The 18,200-nt window shown below is 50.2% G+C and carries 8 protein-coding genes; 3 read left to right on the forward strand and 5 right to left on the reverse strand.

Annotated features, from left to right (window positions below; all coding sequences use genetic code 11):
• Positions 1-262 precede the first annotated feature (262 nt).
• The 3 genes from IC617_RS04530 (at position 263) to IC617_RS04540 (ending at position 8,560) form a co-directional block, all read left to right on the forward strand.
• Positions 263-2,620: an alpha-L-rhamnosidase-related protein gene (locus IC617_RS04530; RefSeq protein WP_369410360.1), complete on the forward strand. Its 2,358-nt coding sequence runs from the start codon at positions 263-265 to the stop codon at positions 2,618-2,620.
• A gap of 922 nt (positions 2,621-3,542) precedes the next feature.
• Complete coding sequence (locus IC617_RS04535) at positions 3,543-6,725, forward strand: TonB-dependent receptor (protein ID WP_224745777.1); 3,183 nt, start codon at positions 3,543-3,545, stop codon at positions 6,723-6,725.
• 179 nt (positions 6,726-6,904) lie between these two features.
• Positions 6,905-8,560 carry a SulP family inorganic anion transporter gene (locus IC617_RS04540; RefSeq protein WP_191143792.1) on the forward strand — a complete coding sequence of 552 codons (1,656 nt, stop codon included), beginning with the start codon at positions 6,905-6,907 and terminating at the stop codon, positions 8,558-8,560.
• Between the two features lie 61 nt (positions 8,561-8,621).
• On the opposite strand, the gene IC617_RS04545 is transcribed toward IC617_RS04540, so the two are convergent.
• The 5 genes from IC617_RS04545 to IC617_RS04565 form a co-directional block, all read right to left on the reverse strand.
• On the reverse strand, positions 8,622-9,506 hold the full coding sequence (locus IC617_RS04545; RefSeq protein ID WP_191143793.1) for a transglutaminase family protein: 885 nt from the start codon (positions 9,504-9,506) through the stop codon (positions 8,622-8,624).
• Positions 9,503-12,040 (reverse strand): circularly permuted type 2 ATP-grasp protein, encoded by a 2,538-nt coding sequence (locus IC617_RS04550; RefSeq protein ID WP_191143794.1) that lies wholly within the window; start codon positions 12,038-12,040, stop codon positions 9,503-9,505. Before IC617_RS04550 ends, IC617_RS04545 begins: the two co-directional genes overlap by 4 nt.
• 122 nt (positions 12,041-12,162) lie before the next feature.
• A complete protein-coding gene (locus IC617_RS04555) occupies positions 12,163-15,477 on the reverse strand; it encodes a transglutaminase family protein (RefSeq protein ID WP_191143795.1) in 3,315 nt (1,104 codons plus the stop codon).
• Between the two features lie 18 nt (positions 15,478-15,495).
• Complete coding sequence (locus tag IC617_RS04560) at positions 15,496-16,434, reverse strand: alpha-E domain-containing protein (protein WP_224745779.1); 939 nt, start codon at positions 16,432-16,434, stop codon at positions 15,496-15,498.
• Positions 16,431-17,891, reverse strand: coding sequence for a circularly permuted type 2 ATP-grasp protein (locus tag IC617_RS04565; RefSeq protein WP_191143796.1), 1,461 nt, complete (start codon positions 17,889-17,891; stop codon positions 16,431-16,433). Before IC617_RS04565 ends, IC617_RS04560 begins: the two co-directional genes overlap by 4 nt.
• Positions 17,892-18,200: the final 309 nt, after the last annotated feature.

Here is an 18,200-nt window from a genome sequence, read left to right on the forward strand (position 1 = left end):
GGATGTCGGGGGGATTTTTAAGGGGCTTCGACAAGGAAGCTCCTTAAACTGTTGCCGGTCAGCACCGGCACGTCACTGAAGTAACTACGCGGAAGAGGAGTTAATCCGACAGCGATAGTCCTGCTTCAAACTTGCAGAATTATGCATAAGTAAAAAGCATTCCCCTTGGGGTAGCAATTTCTTGCTAACCGTCCTTTTCCTAACAGCACGAAATAATCCAATGCCGTCACTGAGCATTGATTTAGCCTGTTAGGAGCACTAAGTGAAAAAAGTACCACTGTTGCCAGCTTTGCTAACGACAATCTTATTGTCGATGAGCTTTAAAAGTCTGGCTGTTGAATGGAATGCCGAATGGATTTGGTTAAAGCAACGATTCACCGATGCCAACTCATGGATGGCGTTTCGCAAAGAAGTCACACTGAATGACGTCAGCTCAGACGTCACCGCCTACATCAGCGCCGATACCAAATACTGGCTTTGGATCAACGGCGAGTTGGTCGTGTTTGAAGGCAGCTATACCGGCGGTCCGAGCCCAGTTAAGCCATCTCCGCGGGTTGATTTCTTCCCTATCGCCTCGAACAAATACTATGACCAAGTCGACATCGGCCGCTATTTGAAAAAAGGCAAAAACACCATTGCCGCCCTCACTTGGTATTACGGCGACAATGGCCAAAAAGGCACCCACATTTCCTCCAACAAAGGTGGCTTCATCTTTCAGGCCGATGTCGGTGATCGTCAAATCATTACCGACAGCAGTTGGAAAGTGCAGCCCCACCCGGCTTATGACAAAAAAGTCATCAAGAAAAACCCTTACCGCGTTGCGGCTTGGAGCATCAAATACGATGCTCAAAATGACATGAATGATTGGAGCAAAGATGCTTGGTATATGCCGGGTTTTGATGACTCCGATTGGCAGCCAGCCAAAGCAGGTAAGACGCCACCTAAAGCGCCATACTACGGTCTATATCCGAGTGAAATCCCAATCTTAAACAACTACGGATTGGCCAACTGCACCAACTATCCGGACAGCAAGTTCCCGTTTATCGCCGATGGCAAAACAATTCAGTGCAAACTGGACTTCAATAAGAACTTCACTCCGTACTTTGATATCGAAGCGCAAGCCGGTCAGCAGATCCACATCAAGTCGAACATGCGCCTCAATACCATTGAGACCTTCTACACCACCAAGGCCGGTCGTCAGCAGTTTGAGTCCTATTCTTGGCTAAATGGTCGCATTATCGAGTACACCATTCCCAAAGGCGTCAAAGTACATGGTTTAAAGTATCGCTGGACGGGCGTTGGCTCGACACCGGGTCATTTTGAATCCGACGATCCTTGGATGACCCGTATTTGGCAAATGGCTGAAAACACCTTGTACATTTGTGCCCGCGATAACTTCATGGACACACCAGACCGCGAGCGTGGCTTGTGGATTGGCGATGTCGCCGATCAGGCCAGCTATTTGTTCTACTCGATGGACAAGCCCGGCCGCGACTTGCTGAAAAAAGCGATCAAAGTAACGCTGGCCTTCAGCGATTCCGAATCGGGCATCTTCGCCGGATTGGGGCCTGGCCGATTCCGTGAGTTACCCGCGCAAAGTTTGCAGTTCATCGAACAAGCCATCTGGCACTATTACTACAACACGGGTGATCTCGACACCCTCGCCTTCGCCTATCCCTATGTCCACAAATACCTTGAACTTTGGGGGATGAAGGACAACGGTCTGGCTACCAAACGAAACGGCGCCTGGAATTGGACCGATTGGGGTCCACAAGACACCATTGACTACGACGCCATTCAAAATGCGCTTTACTACAGCGCCTTGGTGTCGGCCCGTAAAATGGCTCAGGCACTCGATGATGAGACTCACATGGCGTTCTATGATGAGCGAATCAAGTCGATTAAAAAGGCCTATCAGCGCCATTACTGGCAAGACGGCTACTTCAGCAGTAACAGCGCCAAATTCAAAGATGATCGCGCAAATGCCATCGCCATTTTGTTTGGCTTAGCGGAGCCTGAACAATATCAACAAATCGTTGATAACGTGCTGGTGCCGAACCACTTTGCCAGCCCTCACTTTGAGTGGATGGTCTACAACGCCATGGCTATTGCGGGCCGCTATGATGACGCCCTTGCTCGAATGAAAGCCCGTTATGGCGCTCAGGTCGATAATATCGAGCGCTCAACGCTCACCGAATACATGACAGGTAAAGGTACTGAAAACCACGCTTGGAATGCGCCAAGCACGGTACTCAGTCAATACATCGCCGGTATCGAGCCTACTGCAGTGGCATGGCAAACCTACCAAGTCATGCCGAATATGGCGCACATGAAACGCGTTCAGCAGAAAGTGCCGAGTGTTCAAGGCGATATTGATTTTGAAATCAGTCGAAGCGATGACCGCATGCAAATTGAGCTAACCTCACCAAGTGGCACTGTAGCGACTGTGGGCATTCCAAAAGCTTACTTCAAACTGAACAGCGTCGCCTTCAATGGCAAAGTCGCGTGGCAACAAGACAAGCCCGCCAGATCAACCGACGGTGTTGAGTTTGTTGGAGAAGACGACAAATACCTTAAATTCACACTAAGCCCCGGCGTTTGGTCTATCGTCGCCAAATAAATAGAGTTGACCAGTATGAGCGCTTACCCAATTAGGGGTAAGCGCTTATCGATTGACGTCCAAACATATATATTCCAAACAATACTGCTGACCACTCCGCTCAACAATTTGAACCTGATGAGGAAAGTGGCACCATAGCGACTCACACCTCGACAAACCCCAAAACAATCACTTTCAATCACTAAAAACAGTATAAAAATCACATTTTGGGAGTTTAGAAAGCCCAAAACGATTCTAAAAAGTCGGCATTCATACAGTTGAAATCAACCAAAATAATTATTTTACCAACCAAACAAATAATAATTTTCACTCCAGAATAAAATAACAAAAACCCTATAACCCATTATTTAAATAGCGATCAGCTATCTATGAAAATGAAAACAGGTGAATCAAACGAAGCAAGTAGAAAATTAAAACAACGCCACTCCATATAAAAATCACAATAAGCCATTACTTATCTTTTTTAGTCATATTCAATCTCATCAAATCAAATTAGTAGTTATCCCGCCGAGAAACCAACTGCTACCACTTATAAATAAAACACTAGAACCCAAGTTATAAACCAATAGATAAATCTTTATGAAACAATGTTTTATTTACAAAACAAGAAACCAACACCCCAACAAAAGAACACCTAAACAGATGATATAAAATGGATTTTTATTGTTAACAAAATTAAATAAAAGAATGCTTGGCGGGTATTTTAGGCTGATAACAAAAGCGATGAATCACCTAAAAACCCCGTGCAACAGGGCTTTCAGCGAATACATAAGAAAACACCTCTGGTGCGACCAGATGATTTAATTTGATCCGTAACGAGTTTTTAACAACAACTTTTGAAACATTTTTATTTTCCCTTAGGTTAAATATTGGGATTTAGGAAATTCCAACAAGGTTACCCTTACACAACAGGACGATATCAATGCAACAAAGTAAAATAACCAAAAAGAAGTTAAGTGTTGCTGTAGCCTCTGTACTGGGCTCAATGGTGATAGGAGGATTAGCACACGCAGCGGAACCAAACGGGGAAAACAACCAAAACGAAGATGTTGAAGTGATTGAAGTCAGTGGCATTCGCGGCGCTCTGATCACGGCCTTATCAGAAAAGCGCGAAAACGCGAATATTACTGAAATCATTAACGCAGAAGATATTGGTAAATTACCAGATAACAACTTAGCGGAAGTACTTGAGAACGTCACCGGCGTTCAAATAGACCGAACCAATGGTGTTGGCACCGGCGTTCAAATTCGTGGTACTGGCGCTAACCGAGTAGAAATCAATGGCGTCTCAACCGTCAGCGCAGGTAGTGATCGGACCGGTATTCGATTTGAAGACTTACCAGCAGCACTAATTGCGTCACTCGAAGTGACCAAGTCATCCACCGCCAAAACAATTGAAGGTTCAGTAGGTGGTACTGTTAACCTTCGTACTTTGCGCGGTAATAGCTTAAAAGACCGCTTAATCCAATTCCGAATTCAAGCCGAGCACAGCGATTTAGCCGACTCCACACAACCCAAAATTTCCGGCACCTATGGTGATAACTGGGAAACCTCAATCGGTAAATTGGGTTTTGTCGCAACCGCAAGCTATGCCAAGCAGGATGTTGCTTCCGCCAACCCGCGCTTTGACCGAGACCGCGCAGTGATGTCCGATTCAGGCTTGGCCAGTGCCGAAGAATTCAATTTCTTGCGCACCCAGTTTTTGGATCAACCGCTCAGTGGTAAAGAATACAAAACCAAAAACTTAACCACGTCCCTTGAGCTGCAAGCAACTGAGCACCTCAACCTGTACTTCGATGCCACGCTCAATGATCAGGATGCAACCGACGATAATTCTCGGGCATTCTTCTCTGGAACAGGTGGCACACCAGTCATTAACAACACCACGAACACCGGATTTGAAACCATTGATTTGGGCAAAATTGATGGCGTCACTGGCAAAATCGATCTGGGTGAAGTAACCGTTGTGACCAGCGGCATCTTGGGTGTTGGGGTATCAGGCGATGGCAAAACCATCGACCCGAACCTGCGGACCGGTAACTCCAACTCTGCCCGAGAAACGGACAGTAGCGTGTTTGCCTTTGGTGGCGAATACAGCACCGAAGACTATACCTTGGCGGCGGAAGTGTCCTACTCCGATTCGGAAACCAACAGCCCATCGTTTAACACCACGCTGGACTTTATCAACCCGAACGGACCACAAGTCACTGCTGATACCAGAAATGACAACGGTACTCCTGCCGAATTCAAAATTAAAAACGATACCTTCCAGTTTGGTATTGCCCAAGGTCTGCCGGAAACCCCCTCTTCGGCAGAGCTGTTAGATCCGGCGAACTATGCTTTGCGCAGTACCGGTCAGGGTAAGGCGCACGCAGAAGGTAAAGAAACCGCCGCTCGTGTCGATTTCAGCTACGACATATCTGACACCAACCCATGGTTTGTTGACGTCCTTGCTGGCGTACGCTGGAACAAGACAACCAACGAGCAAGGTAGCGAGCGCTCAAGCTTCAGCTTTGGTAACTGGAATCGCCCAAGAGCCAATCTGTTTGCCGACATCGTCAAACCCGGAGCCAATAACTTTAACAAGGGCGACAGCCGTGACTTGTACATCAAAGATTATTTGATTGTTTCTAATGGCATTTCACGCAACAACCCTGACTATGTGTTTGAAACCTTTAACAACGCGATTATCGCCAACAATGCGCTCAATGATCCTGATTTTTCGATGGATGCTTACAATGAGTTGCAAGCCCAATACGCCGATGATCCAAGTGGTTTTAAATCAGCAGCTGAAGCTCGGGGTTGGAATACCCTGTTAACCGAGCCGACGGTCAACGAAACTTCATTCTTTGACATTGAAGAAAAGACCTGGGCGCTATACCTGCAAGCGAACCTCGACTTTGAAGCGGGTACCGTGCCAATTACCGGTAATATCGGAGCACGCTATATTGAGACCGACTTAGACTCTTATGGTAATCAGGTGTCTACCATCAATGGTACAGAGCTGGTGACGCCATCGAAGGAGTCCTCGAGCTACTCCTACGTGCTGCCACGTTTCAATATTGCAGCCGAGCTAAGCGAAGGGCTTTACATGAAAGCCGGTATCGGCAAAGACATTCGTCGTCCTGACTTCGACTGGTTATCAACCTCTACCTCATTTGGTGCCTCGGCTTCTGCTGCGGTGACAGTGGGTAACCCAGATCTTGAGCCGGAAGAAATTTGGTCCTATGACTTGTCGCTGGAATACTACTTTGCGCCGTCGGCGTTCATGAGTATTGGTTTCTTCCATAAAGAGCGCACCAACTTGATTGTGTTGCAGGAGGAATCACCTGATGAGCCAATCGGCGCTGGCGGTCAAATCGAGCGTGATGTTGAAGCACCTTGTGAAAACGGCGGTATTTTCAACCCCAATGTGCCACCAGAAAACTACAATGTGTTCTCGTCTCGTGAAGACACCTTTGGTATTTGTGTCGCCAAGAAGAGCCGCTTTAATGCCAGCGGTACTGAAACCCAAAGCGGTGTCGAAGTGGCCGCACAGTATGATTTTTCTGAATTTGAAGATCAGCTGGGTTGGGCATCGGGCTTCGGTATTATTGCCAACTACACCTATCAGGATTCAGGTGAAGGCTTAGATGACTATTATTACGCCACCGGTTTAGCGGGCAAACAGCCGGGTGATTCGGTCAACCCGAATGCCATTGACCAGATCCTTGGCCGTGATGATTATTTCCATCAGACCGAAACGACCGCCGATGATCCGGTAACCAAACGAGTCACGCTGCACAAGCTGTCGAAGCACTCATACAACTTCACCTTGTTCTACGAGAAGTATGATATAAGCGCGCGTATGCGTTACACCTACCGCAGTGAATTTACCGAAGAGCTGAACCGTATGCGGTTCAATATCCCGGTCATTGTTGGCTCGCGTGGCCAGTTAAATGCCAGCGTCAACTATCAGCTCAACGAGAATTTCACCGTTGGTATTGAAGGGGTTAACTTAACCAAGGAAGACCGCACTCGATGGTGTTTCAACGAAGACACCTTGCTGTGTGAACAAAGTCTGACGGACCGCCGAATTACCGCCAGTTTGGCTGGTAAGTTCTAAAGGTTCTTGGCCTTTTGACCACTGGAAACTCCGGCGCCATGCCGGAGTTTTTTTATGGTTTGACCACTGCCGATTGGTATAATCCTCCATCCGCGACAAAATAAACCCTATAGTCTGTAGGTTGTTATCAAGCGCACTATCGATATATTCAAACCAAATTTTGATAAGGAGCTGTCCCCTTGTTTGCAGGAAAGTTTGAACAAGTACAGGTAAAGGGCGATCTATTTGGCGGCGTGACCACGGCAATTGTGTCCTTGCCAATGGCACTGGCTTTTGGTGTTGCATCGGGTGCCGGCGCCGAAGCGGGCCTGTGGGGCGCAATTTTAGTCGGCTTATTCGCCGCGTTGTTCGGTGGCTCCCGAACCCTAATTTCTGAGCCCACCGGGCCAATGACCGTGGTGATGGCCGCGGTATTAACCTCGATGATGGCCAAACATCCCGAAGGCGGTTTGGCGATGGCCTTCACCGTAGTGATGATGGCTGGGGTATTCCAAATCGCACTGGGTGCACTCAAACTCGGCAAGTACATCACACTGATGCCCTATAGCGTGATCTCCGGCTTTATGTCGGGGGTTGGCGTCATTTTGGTGATCTTGCAACTCGGCCCGTTCCTTGGTCAACCAACGCCTGCTGGCGGTGCCATTGGTACCATTCAGGCATTGCCGGATCTGATCCGCAACATGCATTTTGGCGAATTCATGCTCGGTTTGATGACACTCAGTGTGTTGTTGTTTATGCCGAAAAAATTCAAAAAACAAATCCCTCCGCAACTGGTCGCACTGGTCGCCGTTACCTTGATCTCAATGCTATTGTTTAGCACCGACGGCATTCGTCGTATCGGCGAGATCCCAAGCGGTTTGCCATCCATTGTCTGGCCGACCTTTTCGTGGAGTTTGATCAGCGAAATGCTGGTTGACGCGCTGGTTCTCGGTACCTTGGGCTGTATCGATACCCTACTCACTGCGGTGATTGCTGATAGCTTGACGCGGCAGGAACACGATTCAAACCGCGAACTAATGGGACAAGGGATTGCCAACACGGTATCGGGTTTGTTTGGCGGCTTACCCGGCGCAGGCGCCACCATGGGCACCGTTGTTAACGTGCAGGTCGGCGCTCGCTCACCCTTGTCAGGCATTGTCCGAGCGGTGATCTTACTGCTTGTGGTGCTGTGGTTTGCGCCATTGATCGAACCCATTCCGCTGGCTGTGCTGGCAGGTATAGCCTTGTTTGTTGGCCTTAACATCCTCGACTGGAGCTTTATCAAACGGGCACACACGGTATCACTGGTGCCGACCTGCATTATGTACGGGGTGCTTTTTCTAACCGTGTTTGTCGATCTGATTTACGCCGTCGGGATTGGCGTATTTCTGGCGAACGTGATCACCATTGAGAAGCTAAGCCGAGTTCAGGAAAAGAACGTCAAAGCCATTTCCGATGCCGATGATGGGGTACCACTGAGTACCGAAGAGCGCCAACTGCTTGATAAAGCCAAAGGCCAATTGCTGCTGTTTTATCTGTCAGGGCCAATGATCTTTGGCGTATCCAAAGCCATTGCGCGACAACATGCGGCGATCGACCAATATAAGGTCATGGTCTTAGATTTAAGCGCCGTGCCTATGATTGATATGACCGTCGCGCTGGCTCTGGAAAATGCCATGCGTGATGCCCTAGAAGCCGGTTGTGAGGTGTTCTTGTTTAGTCCAAATGAACAAACCATGGAGCAACTGGAAAAAATGAAGATCCGAGACTGGATTGACGATTACCACGTCGTGAGTTCACGCTACGAGGGCTTGCAAAAAGGGCTGGAAAAAGTCGAACAAGCGACGGCCAGCTGATCGAGCTGGCGTCTGCTGCCATTTAGCCATATCAGCGCCGCTGAGTTGGCTCAGCGGTCACTTAGCCGGTTAGTCGGGCAACATCAACCGAGACATTCAATACCGGCTTTTCCCCCCCCCCAAAGATCACCCCTTGTAGCGGCGTGACATCAAAATAATCCCTGCCCCACGCGGTAATGATGTGTTGCTCATGGGCCATACAGTTATTGGTGGGGTCAAACTCAATCCAGCCTTCTCCCGGCGAATACACCGAGATCCAGGCGTGGCTGGCATCTGATCCCACGAGTTTTTCTTGGCCCGGCGGCGGCAGCGTCTCAATGTAGCCCGAGACGTATTTTGCGGCATATCCTAAAGCGCGTAAGCAACCAATTTGTAGGTGAGCAAAGTCTTGGCAAACGCCCTTTTTCAGAGCCAGAACTTCTGACAACGGCGTTGCCACCGTGGTCGCCTCAGGACAGTAATCAAACTCGCGATAAATACGCTGGGTCAACTCCATGACCGCCGACAGCAAAGGCCGGTCAGGGGCAAACGATGGCTCAGCATAAGCGCGCAGTTCATCGCTGGCTTTGATCATCGGCGAGTCGAGCATAAATTCCCGCGCCAATAATAACTCTGGATCCTTGCTAGTTTGCATCCGTTCACGGACTTGCTGACAACTGAAGCTAAAATCCAGCTCATTGGCGGTCAGTTGCGCCGACGTTTCAACCTCACTTGACGATTCAATAATCAGCTTTTCATGGGGCCGTTGAATCTCAAAGTGATAGCAATGATTGCCAAAGTAGTCTTCGCGCTTCGCCGATGCTGCTGTCACCGGATGAACCTGCACTTGCGACCACAGGCAGCGCTGGCGCTGAGTGGTTCGCGGGATCAGGTGAGCGAGGTTGTAACAGTGGGAGACCGGCTCGGCATAAAGGTATTCGGTGATGTGTCGAATCTTGTATTTCACTCTCGATTCTCCCAAACACTACGAACCAATTGCTGTGATGGCTCGCGGTGGTCAAAGTATTTGTCACTCATAAAGTTACTCACCGAATCGAGCAATTGGTTCAGTCGGCTTAACGTTTTTTCCAGCTGTTGCCGGCGACCGTTTTCACGCGCACTAAGCGCAGTGAGGGTGGTCATTTTGATCTGCATGCTGGCATCGAGTGCCGCGCGCTGCTCCGCTGGTAATTCATGACGGGTATCATGCTGGCGTGGCAAGGCTTGCAGGTGCTCTTGTAATTTTTCTAACTGGAAGCTGAGCGAGCGTGGATTGCTCATATCCAGCATCAATAGATCGAGCGACGATTGCACCCCCATCCGCGCGCCATACAAGCGGCGATAGCTGATTAATACTTCATGGCTAAGCAGCAAACTTTGAATGGCGACACTCTGATCCGCTTCGGGCATTTCTGGTACCACCAAACCTTGGATCAGTTGGCTGGTTTGTATGGTGCGCTCAAGCCGCCGACCAATTTCCAAGAAGCGCCAGCCAACCCCGCGGATCATGCTCTCTTGCACTAAGCCGGACAGTGCCAATAAGGTAGTGACTAACGGATCAAGCAGCTCTTCTGGCCCTGCCACGGCATTCTGACTGAGAATGGCGTCGAGTTCACTGACGCCATCATGGATGTCATTAACCACTCGCAACATATCCGAGGACAGCAGCTCCTTGGAATTATCAGCACAGATCAACATGGCATTTAAGTTGGCGCGGACACTACCGGTGATATAGCCATTAGCCACCAAATTCAGCAGCTCCTGCTCTGGATCGAGCAATAGACTGTCGTCGCAATCGATGAAACCCGGAGCGGTGCCGGTCTGCAAGGTCACCGCAGCTAGTAAATTGCGGCGACAAGTCAGCGATAATTCTTCATCGCCGTTAATGGTGATAAACACAGTGCGTAAATAACGCAACGATGCTTCGGCCCGCTCTGCGTAGCGGCCCATCCAAAACAGGTTTTCCACCACCCGACTTGGCAAACTTTCCAAATCAGCCTGATTAATAGAGCGCGCCAGTTGCTGATCAACATCACTTTTGCGCTCTTGCTCCGAAGCCAGCACCCAAGTGTCTTTACTGTGGGAGCCCGATTGACTGGTAATTCGAAAACCAGCAGAAGCCTCCGGAGCCGAAGCAAATCGGGTTAAACCGCCCGGCATTAAGGTATACGAGCTATCGCTGGCCACCGCAAAGGAGCGCAGAATAGAGGGTCGATTTTCCAAACCAGCGGCGGTTAATGCTGGGATCTGTTGGGCATCCACCAACGGCTGGCCAACATAGTAAATTGGGTTCGCCTTAATTTTGGCGGCCAACTCTTGTTGTTCATTGACCGTTAAATTTCCACCCCAGACGCTGCTTTCACTGTTACTTTGGTAAGTGCGTTTAATCACCAAATTACTGAGGTTTGCCAGGACGTAAGACTGCTCTTTAGCGTCACCACACCAGTAGGTTGGCACGGTATTGAGCCGCAGGTCGCGTCCTAACAACGCTCGGCCAATATCGGGCAAAAATCTCAGCAAGGCGGCATTTTCTAAAACACCGCTGCCAAGCGGATTGACGATCGCTACCCGCCCTGCTCTGGCAACTTCCAACAAGCTGGCTACGCCGAGCTGCGAATCACCTTTTAACTCGACCGGATCGCAATACCAATCATCGACCCGTCGCCAAATCACATCGACTCGTTTCAAACCGCTCAGCGACTTCATCCAGACGTAGCCGTTACGCACCACCAAATCGCCACTTTGAACCAAATGAAAGCCCAGGTAATTGGCTAAGTAAGCATGCTCGAAGTAGGTTTCATTATGTGCCCCAGGCGTCATCAGTACGATACAGGGCTGCTCTTGCGATGGCGCTAGATTGGTTAACTTGGTGCGTAATCGCTGAAAGAAACCGGCCAAACGATGCACGTGACTGTCACGAAATAAGCTGGGCAGCACCCGCGTCATCACGGTGCGGTTTTCCAGCGCATATCCGGCACCACTGGGCGCTTGCGTGCGATCGGCAAGAACACAGCATTGGCCATTGGCCGACAGGCTCAAATCGGCACTGTGTAAGATCAAGTCATGCTCGCCGGGCAGCGCTAAGCCATGGCAGGCGCGGATAAAACCGGGGTGGCCAAAAATCACTTCTGGCGGAATAACCCCTTGTTTAATAAGTTGCTTAGCGCCGTAGATATCTTTGAATATGAGGTTAAACAGCTCGGCTCGCTCAAGCAAACCAGCTTCAATGGGCTGCCAGCTATCACTATCAATCAGGGACGGTACAAGATCCAGTTGCCAGGTCCGATATGGCGCAGCTTCCTCGTCGTAGATGTTGTAGGTGGCGCCATCATCACGGAGCATTCGGTAGGCTTTGAACTGGCGGTCGGCCAGCCCTGCCTCGCCCAAATTAGCCAGACCATCGAGCAAGTAGCGCCAATGCGGCTTCACCGTACCTAATTTCGCGTCGAACTCAACCGTCGCTGCGGGATCAGTCGGTGGGGTAATAAAAGAGTCTGACACTTATGCTCCTCGCATTGATAACCCAGTTTGTCAGTGCCTGTACTAGCGCCCTTACGGCACCATAATGGCGCCTCAGTGACACCATAGCGGCGCCATTATGACATGCCCCATTGTAGATGCCATTAACCATTGTGCGGCGGCACCATTCGCAAATCGAGGGTGTGAGGATAATCCAATAACTGATCGTCATCAGGATAGACCGAGAAGCTTGCCGCTTCACTGGTTTGACGAACTTCCCGAACCGCATCCACTTCAGGCCGCGGCGTGAACGGCCCCAGATATTCCCCCTGTGAGTGGCCAACATCATGGTAGCGATTGACTCGTCTCGCTTCGGCTTCGAAGGCATTGACCGGAAAGGTGTCATAGTTGCGGCCACCGGGGTGCGAGACATGGTAGGTACAGCCGCCAATCGCACGGTTGTTCCAGCTATCATACAAATCAAAGGTTAGCGGCGTGTGGACACCAATGGTCGGATGCAACGCCGACGGCGGCGCCCAAGCACGATACCGCACGCCGGCGACCGCTTCACCTTGTTTTCCAGTTGGCTCAAGGGGCACTCGATGACCATTACACAACAGCTGATAACGACCATCGGTTAGGCCAGATACTTTGACCTGCACTCGCTCGACCGAGGAGTCAACATAACGAGCGGTGCCAAAGCTGCTGACTTCTTCTCCGAGGACATGCCAAGGCTCAATCGCCCAGCGCAACTCAATTTCAATGCCTTGGCGTCTCACTCGACCATAATGAGGAAAGCGGAACTCTTCAAACGGCCGCAACCAATCCAGTTCGAACGGAATACCATGGTCATTGAGATCGGCCACCACTTCGGCCATGTCTTGCCAAACGAAATGCGGCAACATGAACTTGTCATGCAGCAAGGTGCCCCAGCGCACTAGCGGCTTGCAATAAGGCTGCCGCCAGAAACGCAATAACAATGCTCGGATCAGCAGAGCTTGGACCAGCGCCATACGACTGTGCGGCGGCATTTCAAAGCCACGTAACTCCAACAAACCCAAACGGCCGCTGGCACTGCCGGGCGCGTACAGTTTATCGATACAAAATTCAGCCCGATGGGTATTGCCGGTAATATCAATCAGCAAATTGCGCAACACTCGGTCAATCAGCCAAGGTTGCTCCGAGTCGCCACTGGGCAGTTGCGAGAATGCAATTTCCAGCTCATAGAGAATTTCATCTCGTCCCTCATCGACTCGCGGCGCCTGACTGGTGGGGCCGATAAATGTGCCAGAAAACAAGTAGCTTAAACTTGGATGATGCTGCCAAAACGTGATCAGACTTTGCAGTAATTGCGGCCGCCTGAGTAGCGGGCTGTCAACCGGTGTGGCACCGCCTAACGTAATGTGATTGCCACCTCCGGTGCCAGTATGGCGACCATCAAGCATAAACTTCTCGGCGCTCAGCCGAGACTGACGCGCAGCTTCATAAAGTCGGGTCATCACATCGACCTGCTCTGGCCAGCTTGCTGTCGGGTGAACGTTGACTTCGATGACACCGGGATCTGGTGTCACCAATAATTTTTGCAAGCGCGGATCACTCGGCGGCTCATACCCCTCAATGACCACCGGACAGGCCAAATTAACGCAAACCTGCTCAATGGTCTGAATCAGCGCAACATAATGATCTAAGTGAGTCAGCGGCGGTAAAAACAGATGTAACTTACCATCTCTGACTTGCAAACAAAGGGCGGTACCAATCGTTGGGCCGCCGTCGTCTTGATACGGCTTATAACTACCTGCTGCCTGTTGCGCGAGGGACTCGCGAGGTTCCATTGGGTCGCGCTGGGCCGTTGGTTCTGGCGTTTTAAGCTGATCTAACGGCAAGCGCAGCCCTAACGGCGAGTCGCCCGGCGTTAAAAACAGCTTGTCACGGCGAAATGCCCATGGCGCGCTGCGCCAGCATGGTGACGACCAATCCCAGGCCAACGGCAGGACAAAGCCAGCTTCAGTGTTAAGCCCTTGGCTTAATACGTTTGCCAAGCGCTTGCGGTCGGCAGAGTCTTTGGCTGTGGCGACCTGACTATCAATATCTGGCGGTAGTTTCTGCTCTTCGAGCAAATAGTGCAGCGCATCTTCATAAGCACTGATCACAAACCGCGGATCAAGCGCCAACGACTCAGCCAAATGCTGAGCAAACTGACGCGCCGTTGCCAAAGTATGCTGATAATCTTGATCGATTCGCGCCAACCATTGTGGATTGTGCCAGATGGGCTCGCCGTCTTTGCGCCAAAACAGGCCCAAGGCCCAGCGCGGCACTGGTTCGCCCGGATACCATTTGCCCTGACCGTAATGCAACAAGCCTTGCGGAGCGAACTGATCCCTGAGTTTCAGCAACAGGGTTTTCGCTAAACGGAGTTTATCGGCGCCAAGCGCTTCGGTATTCCATTGTGCAGATTCCATGTCATCAATGGACACAAACGTTGGCTCGCCGCCCATGGTCAAGCGGACATCCTCCTCAGTCAGTTGCTCATCGACCGACTGGCCTAACGCATCAATTCGTTGCCACTGCGCGTCACTGTAGGGTTTGGTGACTCGCGGATCTTCATGGATCCGAGTCACCTTATTGCTGTGTTCAAAGGTGACTTCACACGGGTCGAGCAGCCCTTCAATCGGCGCTGCCGAAATAGGATCTGGGGTACACGCCAGCGGAATGTGGCCTTCTCCAGCAAACAAACCAGAGGTTGGATCCAGCCCGACCCAACCAGCGCCGGGAATATATACCTCGCACCACGCGTGAAGATCGGTAAAGTCTTGCTCTGGCCCAGAGGGACCATCGAGCGACTTTTCATCAGCAGTAAGCTGGACCAAGTAGCCAGAGACAAACCGCGCCGCTAAACCCAAATGACGAAACAGCTGCACCAGCAGCCAACCGCTATCACGACACGATCCACTGGCCAGCTCCAAGGTTTGTTCTGGGCTTTGAACGCCAGGCTCCATCCGGATGCAGTAATTGATTTTACGTTCCAGCAATTGGTTCATCGCAACCAGAAAATCAATGCTCTTAGTCGGGCTGCGATCAATACCTGCCAGTAACTGGTCAAACAGCTTGCCCTGAGGCTGACATTGCAGATAAGGTGCGAGATCTTTTTTCAGTTGTTCGGGGTAGGCAAACGGGAACTGCTCGGCATATTCCTCTAAGAAAAAGTCGAACGGGTTAATCACCGTCATTTCGGCGATCACCTCCACTTCGATAGCCAACCGCTTGGCCTTGTTGGGAAACACCACTCTGGCCAGATAGTTGCCAAATGCATCTTGCTGCCAATTAATAAAATGCTCTTGTGGCTCGATCTTCAAGCTATACGCTTGAATCGGCGTCCTGCTGTGGGGGGCCGGTTTGAGCCGAATTACATGGGGAGAGAGCGCAACCGCTTTATCAAACTCGTAAGCCGTCGCGTGCTGAATAGCAACCCGTATTGTCATAGCAACTTCCTTTAGAACTTATTCTGGCTGTGGGAACCAGGTTGCTGAAATGGTCAGGTGAAGGTGATTTAAAGCAAGCTGAACGTCATTCAGGTAATCCCGAAACTGGTTGTCAATTCGGTCATAATTGGCATTGTTCAGTACTTGTTCACGAGTAGCGTACAGCTCTTGCAGCAAGGGTTCTGAACATGGCAACTGTTCAGCGCTGTCAATCATATTGGCTAAGCAGTGGTTCAACGCACGCGGCAATACTGGGCTCTCAACCAAAAAATCCATCACATCGCGGCTGTGAACAGCGGCTTTGGTTAGACGTCGGTAGGCCTGATCAGCATTAAGCGAGCGCAAAACATTACCAAGAATGATCTGCCTTGAGTTAACAGCAAATTCATCTTCCTTGGTTTCCATAATTGCCGCGACACCGGCATCCAGATTACGGGTGGTCATGTCAGCTCGCTCCAAATAGCGGCCTAATTTAAGGAATAACCAAGGCGCATCCGTTGGCATATTGCTGTAGAGCAAGCCCTGAATTTGTAGGCAGCCTTTGATGATCTCATTTAAAAATTCATGACGTTGGCTGCGATTGATGCCCTTTTTCAGGTTTTCCTGAACATAAATCGACAGCTCATTGGTGAGCTCCCATGTTTCTTCGAGCATCATGTCGCGGGTGGTGCGGATGTTTTCACGCAGCCAATGCAGCGATGAGATCACCGACGATGGATTGGTATCATCCCCCAACATAAATTTGACCACATTACGCTCGTCCTGAACCGTATAGCGCTCGGCGAAGTCTTTTTCTAGGCTGTTGATTTTAATTAGGTTGTACCAGCTCAACACCACGTTTCTGGGGAGATCGAACAGCAGGTTGTCGTAAATGCTCAGCATTCTGACCGTACACTCGACTCGCTCAATGTAGCGAGAGCTCCAATAAATTCGTTCGGCAACACGCGAGAGCATCATTTCGTCGCTCCTTCAAAATCAACAATCCAAGTATCTTTACTACCGCCGCCTTGCGAGGAGTTCACTACCAGCGAGCCTTTGTTCATTGCTACTCGGGTTAGGCCACCTTTGGTGACGTAGCTGTTCTGCCCTTGCAGAATAAACGGGCGCAGATCTAAATGGCGCGGCTCCAAGTCTTCTTTGCCGACCAGCGTGGGTGCCGTTGATAGCCCCAAGGTTGGCTGGGCAATGTAGTTTCTTGGGTCTTTCTTAATTAACTGGGCAAAGGCTTCGCGTTCTTTTTTGGTACTATGGGGCCCCACCAACATGCCGTAGCCTCCCGACTCATTGGCCGGTTTAACCACCAGCTTATCGAGATTGGCCAATACATAGTCGCATTGTTTAGGCTCATAACAGAGGTAGGTTTCGACGTTGGGAATGATGGGCTCTTGGTCAAGGTAATATTTAATTACTTCAGGCACATAGGCATACACCACCTTGTCATCGGCGACCCCTGCTCCTGGCGCATTGGCCAGTGCGACATTGCCGGCGCGCCATGCTCGCATTAGTCCGGGCACGCCCAATACCGAATCGGCGTTAAACACCTCCGGATCGAGGAATAGATCATCAATGCGGCGGTAAACCACATCCACCCGCTCAAGACCGGCGATGGTTTTCATGTAGACACAATCATCGTCCTGCACCACCAAATCGCTGCCTTCGACCAACTCAGCGCCCATCTGCTGGGCCAAAAACGCATGCTCAAAGTAAGCCGAATTAAAAATGCCGGGAGTCAGCACCACCACAGTCGGCCGCACATCTTTTCGAGGCGACAACGAACTGAGCATTTTTTGCAGTTGTTCGGGGTAATCATTCACCGGAACGATGTCGATGGTTTCAAATACTTCAGGTAGTACGCGCTTCATGATGGAGCGATTTTCCAGCATATAAGACACACCAGATGGCACTCGCAAGTTGTCTTCGAGGACATAAAACTCACCATCGGTATCACGCACCAAATCGGTGCCACAGATATGGGCCCAGACGCCAAAAGCGGGCGAAAATCCTTCGCATTCTTTGCGGTAATTTTTCGACTGCTTCAGCACAAACTCAGGAATAATGCCGTCTTTAATGATTTTCTGGTCATGGTACAAATCATCAATGAATAGGTTGAGCGCCTGCAAACGCTGCTCTAACCCCTGAGAAATCACATCCCACTGCTTCTTATCGATGGTTCGGGGAATGATGTCAAAAGGCCAAGCACGGTCGATGTTGCCCTCTTCGGTGTAGACGGTAAACGACACTCCCATTTCACGAATGGTAAGGTCTGCCGCCGCTTTGCGGCTGGCCACTTCGTCCACAGAAAGCTGTTGCAGGTAATCAATCAAAGGTTTTGAGGAGTCTCGTGGGGTGCCCTTTGAGGCGTAGAGTTCATCAAAAAATTTCGCGGGGTCGTACTGGTTCCAGGCTATCGTCATTGGCTTCCTTTACCTCGGCAATCCTAAAGCGTCGCACGTACACTTTAGCCAAGTTTTTATGTCATCGCGGGCAAACTATTGGATAAACGCAAAAATTTTAATTAAGCATAATTCGAACCAAGAGTGAGACTTTGTGAACTATCGAGCGGCGACCGCCTCGACCTGTTCGTCACTGGCGGGAATGATACCTATCTGGATAACTTCTGGTTGCACATCATCGCGTAAAATCAAACATTGTTAACAATAAACAACTTTTTAAGTCTGTAAACTACAACCCCCTAACTCGATTTGGGGCTTTCGCTTTTATAT

Origin of the sequence: Neiella litorisoli, from assembly GCF_014773395.1 — a bacterium.
Classification (GTDB): Bacteria; Pseudomonadota; Gammaproteobacteria; order Enterobacterales; family Neiellaceae; genus Neiella; species Neiella litorisoli.